Genomic DNA, 20,660 nt, shown 5'->3' with positions numbered 1-20,660 from the left:
ACTATTAGAAGGTTAGATTAATACCTAAATTATATATCTTAATGATAGGGTAAGAATCCGCATTATTCGGATTACATTCAGGGTCCATGATGTCAAACTTATCAAAGGTCAGCAGATTATAGCCTGTTAGTTTTATACCTAACTGCTGGATACCCAGTTTTTTCAACATCTTCTTATCTGTAAAGTTATATCCTATTGTCACATTCTTCAGTTTCAAATAGGAACCGTCTCGTACCCAAAGAGAAGAAGAACGCATATTGTAAACTGCGTTTGTCTCGGTAAACCGCGGTGTGGTAGCCGTACTGGCTGTTTCCGGTGTCCAACGTGTATCTGCGTGAAACTGCATCAAGCCACGAATTTTACCATTTCCAAAAGGTTCTCTAAAAGCTCCATCCAACAACAAGGAACGCTGTGCGGCACCAGTCCAGTTCATTGTCAGGAAAAAGCCCTTATAATTAATGCCATAATTCAATCCGAATGTATAGGCCGGACGAGTCGGGTTTCCAATAATAGTCTGGTCGTCCGAAGTAATTTCTTCGTCACCGTTCAAATCCCGGTATTTCACATCACCCGGCTTCACAGATACCCCAGGATCGGGCAAGCCAGCCACAAGTTTGCCGTTCTCTCCGAAATCCTCCTCCGTATAAAAACCGTCCGCCACATATCCGAAAAGAGCTCCTACCGGATTTCCCGTCCGCCACATATAAGGTTCATTAGGTTCTACCTCGTCCTGGAAAATAATCTTATTCTTTGAGTAGGAAACATTTGCCTGAATATTATACTGAACCTGACCGATCCTGTCATTCCACTTCACTTCTACTTCATATCCGTGATTTTTCACTTTACCCATATTTACGGCAGGCAGAATCGAGGAAGTCAGTCCCGTCAATAAAGGTATTGTCTTACGATTGATAAGAATGTCCTTACGTTCCTCGAGGAAATAATCCAAAGAGATCTTCAGACGGCTCTTCAAGAAATGAACGTCCAATCCATAGTTCTGTTTCAGCGCAGTTTCCCAAGTCACGTTAGGATTACCCAGACGTTTTTCCAACGCACCCTGGATTAACGCTTTGCTGTTATAACCAAAATTGAAGCCGTATTTATTGTTATTCCACGCGTCTACTCCGCTCAAATTCACATCATAAGAATCCGGCAGGAACAAGAAACGGTTATTTCCAAGGTTATCATTTCCGACCAGACCAACTGAAGCACGGAATTTCAGATAATCAACAACTTTCTGTTGTTTCATAAATGCTTCCTCCGACAGGATGTAACCGATAGAACCGGCAGGAAATGCGCCGAACCTCTTACCCGGAGCAAAATTCTCGGAACCATTATAACCGAAGTTGACTTCTGCCATATAACGGGATTTATAATCATACGTCAGACGTCCTACAAAACCGATGTAAGCGGACGGTACTCCCACCCATTGAGCAGGATAGTATTTTTTACTCTGATTATATAAGAACAATCCTCCGACATTATGAGAACCAAACTTACGGTTATATCTCAGACTTGCTTCCAGATACCAGTCTCTTGCCCTCGAGGAAGTTTCGTCATATTGCAAGCTCTTATTTTCTCCTTTGATCTTATAAACAATATTCTTGTTGAAATCCGGCGAGTCATAACCAAGCGACGGGTCCTCCAAAGAAGACTGATAGAAAGGCATAAATTGCTCCACCTGTCCTTTACGTTTCTTAGTAAAACCATAACTCGTATTATAGGCGCCTTTTATCTCTGCTGACAGTCCTTTAGTAATAAAGTCCAATTTCTGGTTCAACAGAAGATCCAAATTCATTGTATTATTAATAGCTGTTGAATAGCCTGTCCCGTAACATTTAGGCAAAGCACTGTTACCCAAATTAATTTTATTATCAAAACGTTCTTCGGGGGTAACTATCAGCTTCCCGTCAATTACTCCCGGGCTGCTGAACGGAGTCGTCTGATTAATCAATGTCCAGATTGAATTAGTCGCATCATTAATCATCGGTTCATTCCGGTTACCTACAATACCACCGATACCAATCTTTAACGTGGTAGTCTTAGTAGCATCAAAATCCAGATTGGCCCGATAATTATACCTTTTGTATTTATAATTATTATCATATCCCACTCCTTCGAACTGTTTCAACAGGCCATTCTGATATAAGAAACCTAAAGATATGAAGTAACGTATATCCTTTGTTCCTCCGGAAATATTCAGGTTGTGTTGTGTCTGCACAGATGTCTTATTCAGCAGATATCTTCTCCAGTCGATACTGGGATACATGATGGGATCATCATTCAGTCTGAATCGTTCAACTGCATAATTATCAAATACCAAATCATTCTCGGTAGCATTTGGCTTGTCATTTGTTATAATCTCATTTCTCAAAGTTGCATACGTATAACTGTCTGCCATTTCGAGCATACGAGTAGGCATCTGAATACCAACCGAAGAATTCACCGAGATTTTCGCTTTGCCCTCCTTACCACGGCGTGTAGTTACCAAAATTACGCCATTTGCACCTCGAACACCGAATACAGCAGTGGCAGAAGCGTCTTTCAGTACTGTCACACTTTCTATTTCATTCGGATCCATTTGATAAAACGAACGTTCCACACCGTCCACCAGGATCAGAGGAGAAGAAGCACTTTCTGTCAAAGACCCTACACCGCGAATAAACACTTTGGGATCTTCCTGCCCCGGTTGGCCGCTGGTTTGTACAGATGAGAGTCCCGTGATCTGGCCTGCCAACGTGTTAGCTACACTAGCATTAGGCGAACGCACCAACGCATCATTACTTACGGCAGAGATAGCCCCTGTCAAAGTCTCTTTCTTCTGTGTACCATAGGCCACAACCGTAACTTCCTGAAGTTCATTTGCTGTTTCTTTTAGAATAATTTTTAGTTGTTTACGCCCGTTCAACGGGACCTCTTGAGGTTCATATCCCATGAACGAGATTTGCAGAACAGCTTTTTGAAGATTGCTCACTTTTAAATGAAAAACACCATTCATGTCGGTGATGGCACCGTTAGCAGTACCTTTTTCTTTCACATTCGCACCAATTACTTCCAAATTAGATTCATCCAATACAGTTCCCGTTACTGTATTCTGCGCCCATACTAAGAGCGAACAACACATAAGCATTAACGTACTGATGCACCTTTTGCATCTTTTCAGCCTCGTCAGTTTATTCATAATAACAAATTTAAGAATTAGAAATAGGTTTATTAAAAACACTCGCTGCAAATTAAGTAAATGATACAGTTTTTAAGATACTGATATCATACTAAAAAGGTACAAAATAGTACATAACAAGAAATAATAAGTATTAAAATTAATTGTATTATCCATAGTATCAAGCTATCCCAACAACAAAAAACATCCAATTCATCGTTTCTTATTGACTTTACATACACGAAAAATAAAACTTCAAAGATCAACTCACCAAGTTCTTCCTTCATCGCAAATCTATGCATAAACAATGCATCTTTATTATACTTCATTTTATAGTTCATAAATAAATTAAAATTGAACCATAGATATACTTATTAGACTCATTATTCTCCTTTACTAATCAAATTATTCCCTATCTTTGACTCCCGAAATTCAAACCTAATACAAAAACCCATGAAGAAACAACTGCTATTTTGCTGCTTGGCCACGTTAGGACTAAACGCCATGCAAGCACAAAACTTCAATGAGTGGAAAGATCCGGAAGTGAATTCCGTAAACCGCTCGACAATGCACACTAATTATTTCGCCTATGCATCGGCTGATGAAGCCAAAGCCGGAATCAAAGAAAACTCAAAGAATTTTATGACCCTGAACGGGCTTTGGAAATTCAACTGGGTGAGAAACGCGGATGCACGTCCGACCGATTTCTTCCAGACTAATTTCAATGACAAGGGCTGGGACAATATTAAGGTGCCCGGAGTATGGGAGTTAAACGGATACGGAGACCCGATCTATGTAAACGTAGGATATGCATGGAGAAGCCAGTTCAAGAACAATCCCCCCTTTGTTCCCGTTGAAAACAATCATGTAGGTTCTTACCGGAAAGAAATCACTCTGCCCGCCGACTGGAAAGGGAAAGAGATTTTTGCCCATTTCGGTTCAGTAACTTCTAATATGTACCTTTGGGTAAACGGACGCTATGTGGGATACAGCGAAGACAGTAAATTGGAAGCTGAATTCAACCTGACAAACTATCTGAAACCAGGAAAAAACATCATCGCTTTCCAAGTATTCCGTTGGTGCGACGGCACTTATCTGGAAGATCAGGATTTCTTTCGCTACTCCGGTGTGGGACGCGACTGTTATCTTTATGCCCGCGATAAGAAATATATCCAGGATATTCGTGTAACTCCCGACCTCGACAGCCAATATAAAGACGGGACATTGAATATCTCTGTAGACTTGAAAGGTAGCGGCACAGTGGCCTTAAACCTGACAGATGCACAAGGGAACAGTGTAGCTACTGCCGATCTGAAAGGTTCCGGCAAGCTGAACACTACTTTGAATATTTCCAATCCTGCCAAATGGACTGCCGAAACACCTAATCTTTACACACTGACTGCCACTCTGAAAAACGGCAATAATACCGTAGAAGTGCTTCCTATCAAAGTAGGTTTCCGCAAGATTGAACTAAAGGGCGGACAAATACTTGTAAACGGCCAGCCGGTACTCTTCAAAGGAGCCGACCGCCACGAAATGGACCCTGACGGTGGTTATGTGGTTTCAGTGGAACGTATGCTCCAAGATATCAAAGTAATGAAAGAACTTAATATCAATGCTGTACGTACCTGCCACTATCCGGACGACAACCGTTGGTATGACCTCTGCGACCAATACGGTCTGTACGTAGTAGCCGAGGCAAATGTGGAATCCCACGGTATGGGTTACGGTGACAAGACACTCGCCAAAAACCCAAGTTACGCCAAAGCTCATTTGGAACGCAACGAACGCAATGTTCAACGCGGTTACAATCACCCTTCTATCATCTTCTGGTCACTCGGTAACGAAGCCGGTATGGGACCGAACTTTGAAAAATGTTATACTTGGATTAAAAACGAAGACAAATCACGTGCCGTACAGTATGAACAGGCGAGGACCAGCGAATTTACAGACATTTTCTGTCCGATGTACTACGGCTACGATGCGTGCGTCAAGTATTCCGAAGGCAATATTCAGAAACCGTTGATTCAATGCGAATACGCTCATGCTATGGGTAATTCTCAAGGCGGATTCAAAGAATACTGGGATATCATCCGCAAATATCCGAAATATCAGGGTGGATTTATATGGGACTTCGTAGACCAGTCCTGCCATTGGAAAAATAAAGACGGAGTGGATATCTACGGCTACGGAGGCGACTTCAATAAATATGACGGCTCGGATAATAACTTCTGCGACAACGGTCTGATTAGTCCCGACCGTGTGCCCAATCCGCACGCTTATGAAGTAGGTTATTTCTATCAGAACATTTGGACAACTGTTGCCGATCTTGCTAAAGGCGAAATTAATATTTTCAACGAGAATTTCTTCCGTGACCTTTCCGCATATTATATGGAATGGAAATTACTGGCAAACGGAGAAGTGGTACAGACAGGCATTGTTTCAGACCTGAAAGTAGCGCCTCAGCAGACGGTTAAAGTCCAATTACCTTTTGACACAAAGAATATCTGCCCTTGCAAGGAGCTGCTGCTCAACGTCAGTTACAAGCTTAAAGCTGCCGAAACTCTCCTGCCTGCCGGAACCACCATTGCTTATGACCAACTAAGCATCCGCGATTACAAAGCACCGGAACTGAAACTGGAAAACCAACAAACTTCCAATGTTGCAGTTATCGTTCCTACTATTCAGGATAACGACAGAAATTATCTGATTGTTAACGGCGAGGACTTCACCCTCGAATTTAACAAGCATAACGGTTATCTCTGCCGCTATGACGTAAACGGAATGCAGCTAATGGAAGACGGCAGTCTCCTGACTCCTAACTTCTGGCGTGCACCGACCGACAATGATTACGGAGCAGGATTACAGAACAGATATGCAGCCTGGAAGAACCCGGTACTGAAACTAACTTCTCTGAAACATGCGATTGAAAACGAACAGGCCGTAGTTCGTGCCGAATATGATATGCAGTCAATAGGTGGAAAATTGTTCTTGACTTATACTATCAATAACTTGGGCGCAGTGAAGGTGAACCAGAAAATGGTAGCTGACAAGAGCAAGAAAGTTTCTGAAATGTTCCGTTTCGGTATGCAGTTCCGTATGCCTCTTGCATTTAACGAAATTGAGTATTACGGACGTGGCCCGGTAGAAAATTATTCGGACCGTAATCACGCCGCTATGCTCGGCAAATACCGCCAGACGGTAGAAGAACAATTCTATCCGTACATCCGTCCGCAGGAAACCGGCACAAAAACAGATATCCGCTGGTGGAGACTGTTAAACATCGGTGGTAACGGATTGCAATTCGTCTCAGACGCTCCGTTCTCTGCTTCCGCACTGAATTACACGATCGAATCTCTGGACGACGGCGCCGGCAAAGACCAGCGTCACTCACCGGAAGTAGAAAAAGCCAATTTCACTAATTTCTGTATTGATAAAGCACAAACAGGACTTGCATGTGTCAACAGTTGGGGAGCTATTCCATTGGAGAAATACAGACTTCCTTACCAAGATTATGAGTTAAGTTTTATTATGACTCCCGTCTATCATAAACTAAAGTAAAAAACATAGTTAAAAAACACGGTATCAGAGAACAAGAATACCGAATTTAAAGTACTTTTGCAGCCGGAAACTGATTCTATCAAATCAGTTTCCGGCCTTTTTTCCTTAAACCATCCCTCTATACAAGAGAATAACACACGTGCAACAAAACGCATCAATTTAAAAACAGATAAATAAGAAGTATGAAAAGTAGAATTGTTTTATTTGCATTTTGCTTAGCCCTTCTGTCCAGTTGCGGCAATAAGGGCAATGACACGGGAAAAGTCCCAGAATATGCAGTACAGGAATTACAAAAATCAACTGCAAATCTAACGACAGCTTATCCGGCTACTATTAAAGGTAAACAAGACGTAGAAATTCGTCCGCAGGTTTCCGGTTTCATCACTAAATTATGTGTTGATGAAGGAGCTACCGTGCGCAAAGGACAAGTACTGTTCATTGTCGATCCTACTCAGTACGAAGCAGCCGTACGCACTGCCAAAGCAGCAGTTGCCACAGCCGAAGCGGCAGTGAGCACTCAACAAATGACGTATGACAACAAAAAAGAGCTGAACAAGAAACAAATCATCAGCGACTATGATCTGGCAATGGCAGAAAACTCTCTGGCACAAACCAAGGCACAACTGGCCCAAGCTAAGGCACAACTGACCACTGCTCAGCAGAATTTATCATTTACACAAGTCAAGAGTCCGTCAGACGGTGTAATCAACAATATCCCTTATCGTGTAGGAGCGCTTGTCAGCCCTTCTATCGCTACGCCCATGACTACCGTATCCGAGATCGATGAAGTGTATGTATACTTCTCCATGACAGAAAAAGAATTACTGGCTATGACTAAATCCGGAAGTACCATCAAAGAAGAAATCAGCAAAATACCAACTATCAAGCTGCAGCTGATTGATGGCTCCACATACGCCATGGAAGGTAAAGTAGACGCTATCACAGGCGTTATCGACCAGTCTACCGGTTCGGTAAGTATCCGTGCTATTTTCCCCAACAAGGAACATGTGTTGCGCAGTGGAGGTACTGCCAACGTTCTGATTCCTTACAACATGGAAAACGTTATCAGCATCCCGCAATCGGCAACAGTGGAAATCCAGGACAAGAAATTCGTTTATGTGTTACAACCGGACAACACGTTAAAATATACGGAAATCGGCATTTTCAACTTGGATAACGGAAAAGAATATCTGGTCACTTCCGGATTGAATGCAGGAGATAAAATCGTAATCGAAGGTGTACAAAACCTGAAAGACGGTCAGAAGATTCAACCGATCACCCCCGCACAAAAAGAAGCGAACTACCAACAACATTTGAAAGACCAACATGACGGTAACCTAGCCACAGCTTTCAATTAATAATCAGATAATCGTATGAAATTAGATAGATTTATTAACCGTCCGGTACTATCAACCGTTATTTCTATCCTGATAGTCATCTTGGGAGCTATCGGATTGGCAACACTGCCTATCACGCAGTATCCGGACATCGCACCTCCTACCGTATCGGTAAGAGCCACATATACGGGTGCGAGTGCATCGACCGTATTGAACTCCGTAATCGCTCCGTTGGAAGAACAGATCAATGGTGTAGAAAACATGATGTATATGACCTCCAACGCCTCTAACACTGGTGCCGGAGATATTTCCATTTACTTCAAACAGGGAACAGACCCGGATATGGCTGCCGTCAATGTGCAGAATCGTGTTTCCATGGCACAAGGACTACTGCCTGCCGAAGTAACCAAAGTCGGCGTGACAACACAGAAACGTCAGACTTCTATGCTGGTGGTATTTTCCCTTTATGACGAAAGCGATACATACACAGAAGCATTTATCGAGAACTACGCAAAAATCAACTTGATTCCGCAAGTTCAACGCGTACCGGGTGTAGGTGACGCCTCTGTAATGGGACAGGACTACTCCATGCGTATCTGGTTGCGTCCGGACGTAATGGCGCAATACAAGTTGGTTCCGGGTGATGTGTCCGCAGCGCTGGCAGAACAGAACGTGGAAGCTGCTCCGGGACAATTCGGTGAACGCAGTAACCAGACTTTCCAATATACTATCCGTTACAAAGGTCGTCTGCAACAGCCAGAAGAGTTCGAGAATATCGTCATCAAGTCTTTGCCCGACGGTGAAGTGCTTCGTTTGAACGACATCGCCGAAATCCAGTTAGACCGCTTGGGATACAACTTTACTAACCGTGTAAACGGCCATAAAGCAGTAACCTGTATTGTTTATCAGATGGCAGGGACAAACGCGACACAAACCATCAGTGACATTCAAGCATTACTGGATGAAGCCTCCCAATCACTGCCGGCCGGTTTGAAGATAAACGTTTCCATGAATGCCAACGACTTCTTGTTCGCTTCAATTCATGAGGTATTGAAAACATTGATTGAGGCATTCATCCTGGTATTTATTGTAGTATATATCTTCTTGCAGGATTTACGTTCTACATTGATTCCTACTATTGCCATTCCGGTAGCTCTTATCGGTACATTCTTCATACTGTCTTTAGTGGGATTCAGTTTGAACTTGCTAACGTTATGTGCGCTTGTGCTCGCCATTGCGATTGTGGTCGATGACGCCATTGTGGTTGTCGAGGGTGTACACGCCAAGTTGGACCAGGGCTACACTTCCGCCCGTCTGGCTTCTATCGACGCGATGAACGAGTTAGGTGGCGCTATCGTATCCATTACGCTAGTCATGATGGCCGTGTTTGTTCCGGTAAGCTTCATGGGTGGAACGGCAGGAACATTTTACCGCCAGTTTGGTATGACAATGGCTATTGCCATTGGTCTGTCCGCCTTGAATGCTTTGACATTAAGCCCCGCCTTGTGTGCTGTTCTTCTGAAACCGCATAAACAGGAAGGTTCCGAAGATATTCCTCCATTGAAGGAGCGTATGAAGACAGCCTATAAAACGGCTCATACAACAATGATCAACAGATACACCGAAGCTATCGGAAAGATGCTGCATCCGGGAATCACACTCACATTCACACTTGTTGCCATACTTGGTATGATCTTCGGCCTTTTCAACATCAATCCGATAATTACTGCCATCTTCATACTTCTTAGTATTTTGGCATTAATCGGAATGAGTACGAATAAATTCAAGAACAGATTCAACGATACCTATGAATCTATTTTGAAACGGTACAAGAAACGCGTATTGTTCTTCATTCAAAAGAAGTGGTTGTCTATGGGACTGGTCGTTGCTTCCATTGCCTTACTTATGTTCTTCATGAACACCACTCCGACAGGTATGGTACCCAATGAAGACACCGGTACATTGATGGGAGCTGTAACCTTGCCTCCGGGTACATCACAAGACCACTCGGAAGAAATCTTGGCACGTGTAGACAGTCTGATTGCCTCTGATCCTGCCGTAGCTTCACGCACATTGATTTCCGGTTTCAGTTTCATCGGTGGACAAGGCCCATCCTACGGTTCTTTCATCATCAAGTTGAAAGACTGGGACGACCGTTCAATGATACAGAACTCTGACGTTGTCGTAGGTTCCTTATATATGCGTGCACAAAAAATCATCAAAGAAGCACAGGTATTGTTCTTCGCTCCACCGATGATTCCGGGTTACTCGGCATCTACGGATATTGAAGTGAACATGCAGGATAAGACGGGTGGAGACCTGAACAAGTTCTTCGATGTGGTCAACGATTATACCGCTGCGCTGGAAGCCCGTCCTGAAATCAATTCGGCGAAGACAACATTCAACCCGAATTTCCCGCAATACATGATTGATATTGACGCGGCGGCTTGTAAGAAAGCAGGCATCAGCCCGAGTGACATCCTTACTACCATGCAAGGATATTATGGTGGTCTGTATGCATCCAACTTCAACCGTTTCGGTAAGATGTATCGTGTAATGATTCAGTCAGACCCGCTATCACGTAAGAACCTGGAATCCTTGAAAAATATCAAGGTTCGCAACAGTGCCGGCGAAATGGCTCCTATCTCACAATTCATCACTGTTGATAAAGTATATGGTCCGGATATCATCAGCCGTTTCAACCTTTACACTTCCATGAAAGTGATGGTGGCTCCTGCCAGCGGTTATACATCCGGTCAGGCATTGACTGCGTTGGCAGAAGTAGCCGGTCAAAATCTTCCGGCCGGTTATACTTACGAATTGGGTGGTATGGCACGTGAAGAGGCACAGAGCAGTGGAAGTGCTACCGGATTGATTTTCATCCTCTGCTTCGTATTCGTTTACCTGTTGCTGAGTGCACAGTACGAAAGTTATATACTTCCGTTGGCCGTGTTGCTGTCCGTTCCGTTCGGTTTGTTAGGCAGCTTCCTGTTTGTCAACGGAGTGAGTGCTATCGGTAATATCTCGATGTTAAAGATGATTCTCGGTACGATGTCCAACAATATCTATATGCAGATTGCGTTAATCATGTTGATGGGTCTGTTGGCGAAAAATGCAATTCTGATTGTAGAGTTCGCCCTCGATCGTCGTAAGATGGGCATGAGTATCACGTGGGCAGCCGTATTAGGTGCCGGTGCCCGTCTCCGTCCTATCTTAATGACATCATTGGCGATGGTAGTCGGATTACTTCCGTTGATGTTCGCCTTCGGAGTAGGTGCTCACGGTAACCGTACACTAGGTACTGCCTCTATCGGTGGTATGTTAATCGGTATGATTTGCCAGATTTTCATTGTTCCTGTACTGTTCGTAATCTTCCAGTACTTACAAGAGAAGGTGAAACCGATGGAATGGGAGGATATTGACAACACGGATGCCGTAACTGAGATTGAACAATACGCTAAATAATGAAATTCGATATGAAGAAACAGATTCTATATATGGTGTGTGCAACTGCTCTCCTGAGTAGCTGCCACATCTATAAGTCGTATGACAGACCCGAAGACATTACTACTTCCGGGCTATATCGTGACCCGATTGCGGAGAATGATACACTGGTTTCGGATACAACCAACTTCGGCAATCTGCCGTGGAGAGAAGTCTTCACCGACCCGCAGTTACAGTCTCTCATCGAAGCGGGACTGAAACAAAACACTGACCTCTTGACCGCTGCCCAAAATGTAAAAGCAGCAGAAGCATCTCTGCTGTCGGCACGCCTGGCTTATGCTCCGTCCTTGGGACTGTCTCCGCAAGGAACAATCAGCAGCTTTGACAAGAATGCAGCTACCAAAACCTATTCATTGCCCGTCACTGCCAGCTGGCAAGTCGACTTGTTCGGGCAGTTGCTGAACTCCAAACGGAATGCTCAGGTCACTTTAAAGCAGACGAAAGCTTACCGTCAGGCTGTACAAACGCAAGTTATCTCCAACATTGCCAATATGTATTATACACTAATGATGTTGGACCGTCAGTTGGAAATAACCAAGTCTACAGCCGAAATCCTGAAAAAGAATGCCGAAACAATGGAAGCGATGAAAGACGCTGCCATGTACAATATCAATTCAACCGGTGTAGAACAAAGCAAGGCTGCTTATGCCCAAGTGCTTGCCAGCATTCCGGACATCGAGCAGAGTATCCGTGAAACGGAAAATGCCCTGTCTACATTTTTGGGTGAAGCTCCGCACGCTATCAAACGCGGTACACTGGAAGCACAAGTACTTCCGACAGAACTTTCTGCCGGTGTACCTATCCAGTTATTATCCAACCGTCCGGACGTAAAAGCTGCAGAAATGGCTTTGGCCAGTTGCTACTATAATACAAACTCCGCACGTGCCGCTTTCTATCCGCAGATTACTCTTAGCGGTTCTGCCGGGTGGACAAACAGTGCCGGAAGTGCGATTATCAATCCGGGCAAGTTACTGGCTTCTGCAGTCGGTTCTCTGACACAACCTCTATTCTATCGGGGACAAAACATCGCTCGTCTGAAAGCTGCAAAAGCGCAAGAAGAATCAGCGAAACTATCCTTCCAGCAGGCACTATTGAATGCCGGAAGTGAGGTCAGCAATGCGCTAAGTTTATACCAAAAAACCAGCGAAAAGGTAGAATCTCGCCGGTTACAAGTAGAATCTGCTAAAAAAGCTTCGGAAGATACAAAAGAATTGTTTAACTTAGGGACTTCAACTTATCTGGAAGTACTGTCGGCACAGCAATCTTATCTGAGCGCGCAAATCTCACAGGTTTCCGATTGCTTCGATCAGATGCAGGCCGTAGTCAGCCTTTATCAGGCTCTAGGTGGTGGAAGAGAAGAATAACTTTAAACATATACTATTATGATTAGTCCGTTAGCTTACGTAGACCCCGAAGCAAAACTTGGCAAGAATGTAACTGTCCTGCCGTTTGCCTACATTGAAAAGAATGTGGAAATCGGAGATGACTGCGTCATCATGTCTTATGCCAGTATCCTGCAAGGTACTAAAATGGGAAAAGGAAACAAGATACATCAGAATGCTGTCCTGGGAGCGGAACCGCAAGATTTCCACTACACGGGAGAAGAAAGTAGCCTGATTATCGGTGACAACAACGATATCCGCGAAAATGTGGTAATCAGCCGTGCTACCTTTGGCGGCAATGCTACCAAGATCGGTAACGGAAATTACCTAATGGATAAAGTACACCTCTGCCATGACGTACAAATCAACAATAACTGTGTGGTAGGTATCGGTACGACTATTGCAGGAGAATGCACATTGGATGACTGCGTGATTCTAAGTGGAAATGTTACTCTGCACCAATACTGCCACATCGGTAGCTGGACACTTGTACAGAGTGGTTGCCGTGTTTCTAAAGATGTACCTCCGTATGTAATTATGTCCGGAAACCCCGTTGCATACCATGGAGTGAACGCGGTGGTTCTTTCACAACATCACAATACATCCGAAAGGATCCTCCGTCACATCGCCAATGCATACAGACTGATTTACCAAGGTAATTTCAGTATTCAGGATGCTGTACAGAAGATTGTCGACCAGGTCCCGATGAGTGAAGAAATCGAGAATATCGTTAACTTCGTGAAGGCTTCGGAACGAGGAATCGTGAAATAAGCAAAGTTACTTTTCAATATTGAAAGGGTGACGCCTAATAAAAAAGCGTCACCCTTTCTGTTTATAGTAGGGCGACGCTCTGTGAGTTATTATTTCGTTTCCGTTTCGTAATTATTCAAACTCCAACGTACCGAAGAAGTCGGGACGGTGGAAGTCCGGGTTCTCTATTTTTATCGGATTCCATGAAAGGAAGTGGGGGGTCTGCAATTCGTCACCACACTTGTAAAAGTTAGCTTTTATCTCCTTCTCATCGAGTGATTCGATCTGATGCTTAAAGAATACAGCATAGGGAATAATCAAGGCAACTTCCCAATCAGTTTCTTCCACACGTTCTTCAAAAGGTGTATCACCCAAACTTGACCAGCGCTGCACAAGGTCAGTCACTTCCTTCGGAGCGTGTTCTCTACCGTTGCGGGTAGGACCGACACCTATCAGGATTGTTCCGATGCAGTTGCACTCTATATTATAATACACCCCGTCACCTGCCGGAATAGAAAAGAATTCCACACAGGAATCAGTCCATACAGAACCGTTGTCCGTTCCGTATCTGGCACGCACACTCGCTTCTTTAACTTTAAAATGTAACAAGATAGAGTTCTTCGTGTGAGCAATGCGAAAGTTTACTTTGGGTTTGTAGGGATATTCAGCCCAATTAACACATTGAACCGGTTGAAAATCTATCTTTTCTTCATCAAATAATCGGGGAAGCGAACAAGCCTCCACGTTAGCCGCACTAATTTTCTTTACTTTCATATTTCTATTGTTTGGATGATACAAATATAGTTACTTTCTTCTAATAAGGTTCACTGAAATGAAATAAAAACAATATATTTGCCAGTAGTAATACCTTAAAAAACGAATTAGTGAGAAAAGTAATCCTTTTATTTCTGCTTTTTTTAAGCGTAGACACCGTCCGTACACAAGGACAGAACATCACTTTCAGCCATTTGACCACTGATGATGGACTTTCTCAGTTTTCTGTCAACAGCATGTATATTGATGAACAGGGAATTATATGGATCGGTACGCGCGAGGGACTAAACCGGTATAACGGTAATGATATCAAGAGTTTCAAACTTAAAAAGAACGACCCGAACAGTCTGTTCAGTAATACCGTACTACGCATCACCGGAAATAGAAATGGTAAAGTGTACCTGCTCTGTACCGATGGTGTGGCGGAATTCGATCTGGCGACTCAAAGGTTTAAAACATTGTTGCAAGGGAATGTAGACGCTATTTATTTTAATGAGAAGTTATATATCGGAAAGAGGGAGGAAGTCTTTGTATACAATGAAAGTACGGGCAACTTCGATCTTTTCTATCATCTCGCGGGAAAAAACATCACTCTATCCTGCCTGCACCTGGATAAAAACAAAAATCTGTGGTTGGGGACTACCAGCAATGGCATATACTGCCTGTCGGAAGATAAAAACCTTTCCCGGCCTGTCACAAAAGGCAATATAACCAGTATCTATGAGGATTCTTCCAACGAACTGTGGATAGGGAGTTGGGAAGAAGGACTTTACCGTGTAAAAACAGACGGCAGCATTGAAAACCTTCGCCATAATCCGATGAATACGAACAGTCTATGCTCCAATTTTGTCAGAAGTTGCTGCGAAGATAACTCCGGGGATTTATGGATAGGAACATTCAACGGACTGAACCGATATGACAGAGAAACAGGTCAGTTTCACCTTTACACCGCCAATGGAAACAGTCCCGACGGGCTTACCCATTCTTCTATCTGGTGCATCGTAAAAGACGGGCAGGGAACAATCTGGCTGGGAACTTACTTCGGCGGAGTGAATTACTTCAATCCTGAATATGAAATCTATACCCGCTATAAAGTGGGAGACACGGAGAAAGCAGGTTTGAGCAGCCCGATTGTAGGCAGAATGACGGAGGACAAGGACGGTAATTTATGGATTTGTACCGAAGGTGGTGGTGTAAACGTATACGACCGGATCAATAATACATACCGTTGGTATCGCCATGAGGAAGGGAGAAACAGTATTTCGCACAATAATGTAAAAGCCATCTATTACGACCGTACTAACGAGATCATGTGGATAGGTACCCATTTGGGAGGATTAAACAAGCTCGACCTGCGTACCAACCGTTTTACAGTCTACCGGATGAAGGCGGGAGATCCGACCTCGTTACCCTCGGATATTGTTCGCGATATTATACCATATAAGGATAAGCTGGTAGTTGCCACACAGAAAGGTGTCTGCCTGTTCAGTCCGGCAACAGGTAGTTGTGAGCAGCTTTTTCAAGAAACAAAAGAAGGAAGAGGAATTGACATGGTGGCCAGCCTTTGTATAGACAATGACGGTACCCTATGGGTTGCCGCCACCGGAGAGGGTGTTTACTCTTATCGGTTCGACACTGGCAAGCTGACCAATTATCCGCATAACCCTGCCAATCCGAACAGTCTCAGCAACAACAACATTAACAACATTATGCAGGATAGTAACGGCAACCTGTGGTTCTCCACTTCCGGCAGCGGGCTTGACCGTTACCGCAAGGAAAGCGATGATTTCGAGAACTTTGATATGCAGAAAGACGGTTTATCCAGTGACTGCATTTACGAGGTATTCGAATCATCGATACAAAAAGGACATCTGTTGTTGATTACTAACCAAGGATTTTCAGAATTTGACTATCCGAACCAGAAGTTCTATAATTATGGCACGGAAAACGGATTCCCGTTGACCGCCGTCAATGAGAATGCGCTGTTTGTGACACACGACGGAGAAGTGTTTTTGGGTGGTATCCAGGGAATGATTTCTTTCTGGGAGAAGAAACTGCATTTTTCTCCCAAATCTTACAACATACTTCTTTCCCGTTTGCTGGTCAACGGTAAGGAAGTAACCCCCGGAGATGAAACCGGGATTCTGGAACAGTCAATCTGCCATACACCGGAGATTAAATTGAGGGCGAACCAATCAATGTTCAGCATTGAGTACGCCACTTCCAACTTCATCCCCGCCAACAGGGACGAAATTCTTTATCGTCTGGAAGGCTTCTCCGACGAATGGAATCATACGTATCGCAAACAGACGCTTATCACTTATACAAATCTGAATCCGGGCAAGTACACACTTGTCATCAAATCACAGCGGGACGGGATCAAAGAAGCCAAACTGCTGATTATCGTCCTTCCGTCCTGGTATGAGACATGGTGGGCTTATCTGATTTATACCATCGTCACTATCAGCCTGTTGTGGTATCTTATCCAGAACTATAATTCAAGAATCAAACTCCGCGAGTCATTGAAGTACGAAAAGAAGCATATCGAAGACCTGGAAGCACTGAACCAGTCGAAACTCCGCTTCTTTACGAATATTTCGCACGAGTTCCGTACTCCGTTGACACTAATCGTCGGACAGGTGGAGACGTTGTTGCAGGTACAGACGTTCACACCCAATATATATAATAAGGTATTGGGAATTTACAAGAACAGTCTCCAGTTGCGGGAACTGATTACCGAGTTACTCGATTTCCGGAAGCAGGAACAGGGACACATGAAAATCAAAGTGAGCCGGCACAACCTGGTGAATTTCCTGTATGAGAATTATCTGCTCTTTCTCGAATACGCCAGCAGCAAGCAAATCAACTTCAAGTTTAATAAACAGAAAGACGATATTGAAGTGTGGTATGACCAAAAGCAGATGCAGAAAGTAATCAATAACCTGTTATCGAATGCATTAAAGCATACTAAAGCTGAGGATACTATCTCTATCAATGTATCGCAAGAGGAAGACTATGCCATAATCGAAATAAAAGACACCGGCTCGGGCATTGCCGCCGCGGAGATTGATAAGATATTCGACCGCTTCTACCAGACCGAGCACCTCAACTCGTTGAATACCGGAGCCGGTACAGGCATCGGGCTGGCACTGACGAAAGGTATCATTGAGCTTCACCAAGGCACCATCCGCGTAGAAAGCGAACCGGGCAAAGGAAGCAGCTTCATTATCACCCTCAAACTGGACAAAAAGCACTTCACGGAGGAAGAGATAGCACAAGAAAGCACAGAATCAACGATCCGGCAAACGGAAACGATTGTTCCTTCAGTGGAGATAATACCTGATTCGGAATGGAAAGAGGAAGAAAATAAACGGATTGAAGGCGCCAAGATGCTGATTGTGGAAGATAATGAATCTATCAAGCAGATGTTGGCAGGTATCTTCGAAACGTTCTATCAGGTCAGTACCGCTTCGGACGGAGAAGAAGCTTTGGAAATGATACAAAAAGAGATGCCGAGCATTATACTGAGCGATGTCGTCATGCCTCGTATGTCCGGTACGGAACTTTGTAAACGGATCAAGACGGATTTCAACACTTGCCATATCCCGGTTGTGCTGTTGACTGCACGCACGGCCATAGAGCACAATATCGAAGGACTGAAGATCGGTGCGGACGATTATATCACTAAACCATTTAATACAAACCTGCTGATTTCGCGTTGTAATAACCTCGTGAACTCCCGCAGACTGCTGCAAGAGAAATTCAGTAAGCAGCCGCAGACTTTTGCACAAATGCTGGCTACCAATCCAATGGATAAAGAGATGCTCGACCGAGCAATGGATATTATCGAACGCCACTTGGATGATACAGATTTCAATGTCAACATCTTTGCCCGTGAAATGGGTATGGCCCGCACCAATCTGTTCACCAAACTGAAAGCGGTGACGGGACAAACGCCGAATGACTTTATTCTGAACATTCGCCTGAAGAAAGGGGCTGTCATGCTACGGAATAACCCCGAACTGAATATTACGGAGATTTCCGACCGGATTGGCTTTTCTTCTTCACGCTACTTTAGTAAGTGTTTCAAGGAGATTTATCATGTCAGCCCGTTGGCTTACCGCAAGGGAGAAGAGAAAGAAGAAGGAGACGGGGAAGAAACGAACAATTTGTATAATGGTGATAATAATTAATTTATGTATTCACCTACCACCTCCCCCTACGGGTACTCCTCCTTCCCGAAGGAGGAGAATTAAAGATACTGCCGATTCGCTCTTGCAGCCATAAAACAGGACCTTTTGTGCCACAAGTGTGCCACCCTATTGGCACGCTTGTGCCAACGCACTGGCACAGTTGTGCCAAAGGCTTGGCAGGGTCGTGCCAATACGTTGGCACAAGGTCAGCAAGATAACTTCGAAAAACAAGCAAGGTTATTAAGGAGAACAAGCGTAGAATCTTCACACTTCACATCACAGAGTAAAGCCTTTCGTGTACTATTTTGTACTTCACTTGTACATTCCTGCTCCTTCTTTTCCTTTCAATCATTTACCTTTGCTTCCAATAATTCATCCCTTAAAAATCAACTTCATGAGAAACGTATCACGTATACTTCCGCTATTGCCCGGCATCGCAATGTTGTCAGGATGTAATAATGCCGCTCAAAAGAGTAATGGACAAAACGACCAGAAGCCTAACATTATTTACATATTCGCCGACGATCTTGGTATCGGTGATTTGAGTTGCTACGGAGCAACCAAAGTGAGCACACCCAATATCGACCGTCTGGCCGGACAAGGCGTGCAATTCACGAATGCTTACGCAACTTCCGCCACCAGCACTCCTTCCCGTTTCGGGCTCCTCACGGGTATGTATCCCTGGCGTCAAAAGAACACAGGTATCGCTCCCGGCAACTCGGAACTTATCATTGATACTGCCTGTGTCACTATGGCGGATATGCTGAAAGATGCAGGATACGCCACCGGTGCCGTTGGCAAGTGGCATTTGGGACTGGGACCGAAAGGAGGGACAGATTTCAACAAACAGATCACTCCGAATGCACAAAGTATCGGCTTCGATTATGAATTTATCATTCCGGCAACCGTAGACCGTGTGCCATGCGTGTTTGTGGAGAACGGCCGCGTAGTGGGTCTCGATCCTAATGACCCAATCACCGTCAACTATGAGCATAAAGTAGGCGACTGGCCCACCGGAGAAGAAAATCCGGAACTCGTAACGTTAAAACCCAGCCAAGGGCATAACAATACCATTATCAACGGTATCCCCCGCATCGGTTGGATGACAGGCGGCAAGTCCGCTCTCTGGAAAGACGAGGATATAGCCGACATCATCACCCATAAAGCGAAGAAGTTCATCACTTCCCATAAAGAAGAACCTTTCTTCTTGTATATGGGTACGCAGGATGTACACGTGCCACGTATCCCCCACCCGCGTTTTGCAGGAAAAAGCGGACTCGGCACCCGTGGTGACGTTATCCTCCAACTGGACTGGACCATCGGTGAAATTATGAACACGTTGGATAGCCTCAACATCGCCGACAATACCATTCTGGTCTTTACCAGCGACAACGGTCCCGTCATCGACGACGGCTATCAGGACCATGCCTACGAGCTTCTCAACGGTCATACTCCAATGGGAATCTACCGGGGAGGGAAATACAGCGCTTATGAAGCGGGCACACGTATCCCGTTCATTGTCCGCTGGCCTGCCAAAGTAAAACCGAGCAAGCAACAGTCTCTTTTCTCACAGATTGATGTATACGCCTCACTCGCCTCACTGCTGAATCAGCCTTTGCGCAAAGGTGCAGCCCCCGACAGCCAGGAACACCTGAACACGTTCTTAGGCAGGAACAATACCGGTCGCGAATACATCGTCCAACAGAATCTTAATAATACGCTTGCCATTGTAAAAGGGCAGTGGAAATATATCGAGCCCAGCGATGCTCCCGCCATTGAGTTCTGGACGAAAATGGAACTTGGCAACGACCAACAGCCTCAGCTCTACGATTTATCGTCCGATCCTTCGGAGAAAACGAATGTGGCGAAACAGCATCCTGACATCGTAAAAGAATTAGCTGAATTATTGGAATCTGTAAAAGAGAAATAAATATACCGGAATAACAGAATTGTATGATTTTATACCAATCCTGAATCATTCTATCCACAGGAGAGAGCG

Annotated in this window: 9 protein-coding genes; 7 read left to right on the top strand and 2 right to left on the bottom strand. The window is 44.4% G+C overall.

The genetic code is table 11. The annotated features are described in order from the left end of the window. Positions 1–4 precede the first annotated feature (4 nt). The gene (locus CGC64_RS04245) at positions 5–3,130 is read right to left on the bottom strand and encodes a SusC/RagA family TonB-linked outer membrane protein (protein WP_005676959.1); all 3,126 of its coding nucleotides are present in this window, start codon (positions 3,128–3,130) and stop codon (positions 5–7) included. Positions 3,131–3,613: 483 nt separating this feature from the next. Here CGC64_RS04245 and CGC64_RS04235 point away from each other — a divergent pair, with 483 nt between their 5' ends. From CGC64_RS04235 to lpxA, 5 genes are all read left to right on the top strand, one after another. Next, positions 3,614–6,721: a glycoside hydrolase family 2 TIM barrel-domain containing protein gene (locus tag CGC64_RS04235; RefSeq protein WP_005676956.1), complete on the top strand. Its 3,108-nt coding sequence runs from the start codon at positions 3,614–3,616 to the stop codon at positions 6,719–6,721. A 182-nt stretch (positions 6,722–6,903) separates the two neighbouring features. Continuing rightward, positions 6,904–8,079 carry an efflux RND transporter periplasmic adaptor subunit gene (locus CGC64_RS04230; RefSeq protein WP_005676955.1) on the top strand — a complete coding sequence of 392 codons (1,176 nt, stop codon included), beginning with the start codon at positions 6,904–6,906 and terminating at the stop codon, positions 8,077–8,079. Between the two features lie 15 nt (positions 8,080–8,094). Further along, positions 8,095–11,523: an efflux RND transporter permease subunit gene (locus tag CGC64_RS04225; protein WP_005676954.1), complete on the top strand. Its 3,429-nt coding sequence runs from the start codon at positions 8,095–8,097 to the stop codon at positions 11,521–11,523. Positions 11,524–11,534: 11 nt separating this feature from the next. Then, the gene (locus tag CGC64_RS04220; protein ID WP_005682455.1) at positions 11,535–12,926 is read left to right on the top strand and encodes a TolC family protein; all 1,392 of its coding nucleotides are present in this window, start codon (positions 11,535–11,537) and stop codon (positions 12,924–12,926) included. Between the two features lie 18 nt (positions 12,927–12,944). Then, positions 12,945–13,715, top strand: a complete 771-nt coding sequence (lpxA, locus tag CGC64_RS04215; protein ID WP_005676951.1) for an acyl-ACP--UDP-N-acetylglucosamine O-acyltransferase — start codon at positions 12,945–12,947, stop codon at positions 13,713–13,715. Positions 13,716–13,826: 111 nt separating this feature from the next. Here the strand turns inward: lpxA and CGC64_RS04210 are convergent, their stop codons facing one another. Next, positions 13,827–14,468: a carbohydrate-binding family 9-like protein gene (locus CGC64_RS04210; RefSeq protein ID WP_005676949.1), complete on the bottom strand. Its 642-nt coding sequence runs from the start codon at positions 14,466–14,468 to the stop codon at positions 13,827–13,829. 110 nt (positions 14,469–14,578) lie between these two features. Here CGC64_RS04210 and CGC64_RS04205 point away from each other — a divergent pair, with 110 nt between their 5' ends. Both CGC64_RS04205 and CGC64_RS04200 read left to right on the top strand, forming a co-directional pair. Then, positions 14,579–18,661: a hybrid sensor histidine kinase/response regulator transcription factor gene (locus tag CGC64_RS04205; RefSeq protein WP_032855081.1), complete on the top strand. Its 4,083-nt coding sequence runs from the start codon at positions 14,579–14,581 to the stop codon at positions 18,659–18,661. A gap of 394 nt (positions 18,662–19,055) precedes the next feature. Then, positions 19,056–20,591, top strand: a complete 1,536-nt coding sequence (locus CGC64_RS04200; protein ID WP_005682465.1) for a sulfatase-like hydrolase/transferase — start codon at positions 19,056–19,058, stop codon at positions 20,589–20,591. Positions 20,592–20,660 lie beyond the last annotated feature (69 nt).

The sequence above is a fragment of the Bacteroides caccae genome (genome assembly GCF_002222615.2).
GTDB classification, from domain to species: Bacteria; Bacteroidota; Bacteroidia; order Bacteroidales; family Bacteroidaceae; genus Bacteroides; species Bacteroides caccae.
Note: the sequence above shows the minus strand (reverse complement) of the source record. Positions and strands in the feature narration are given on the sequence as shown.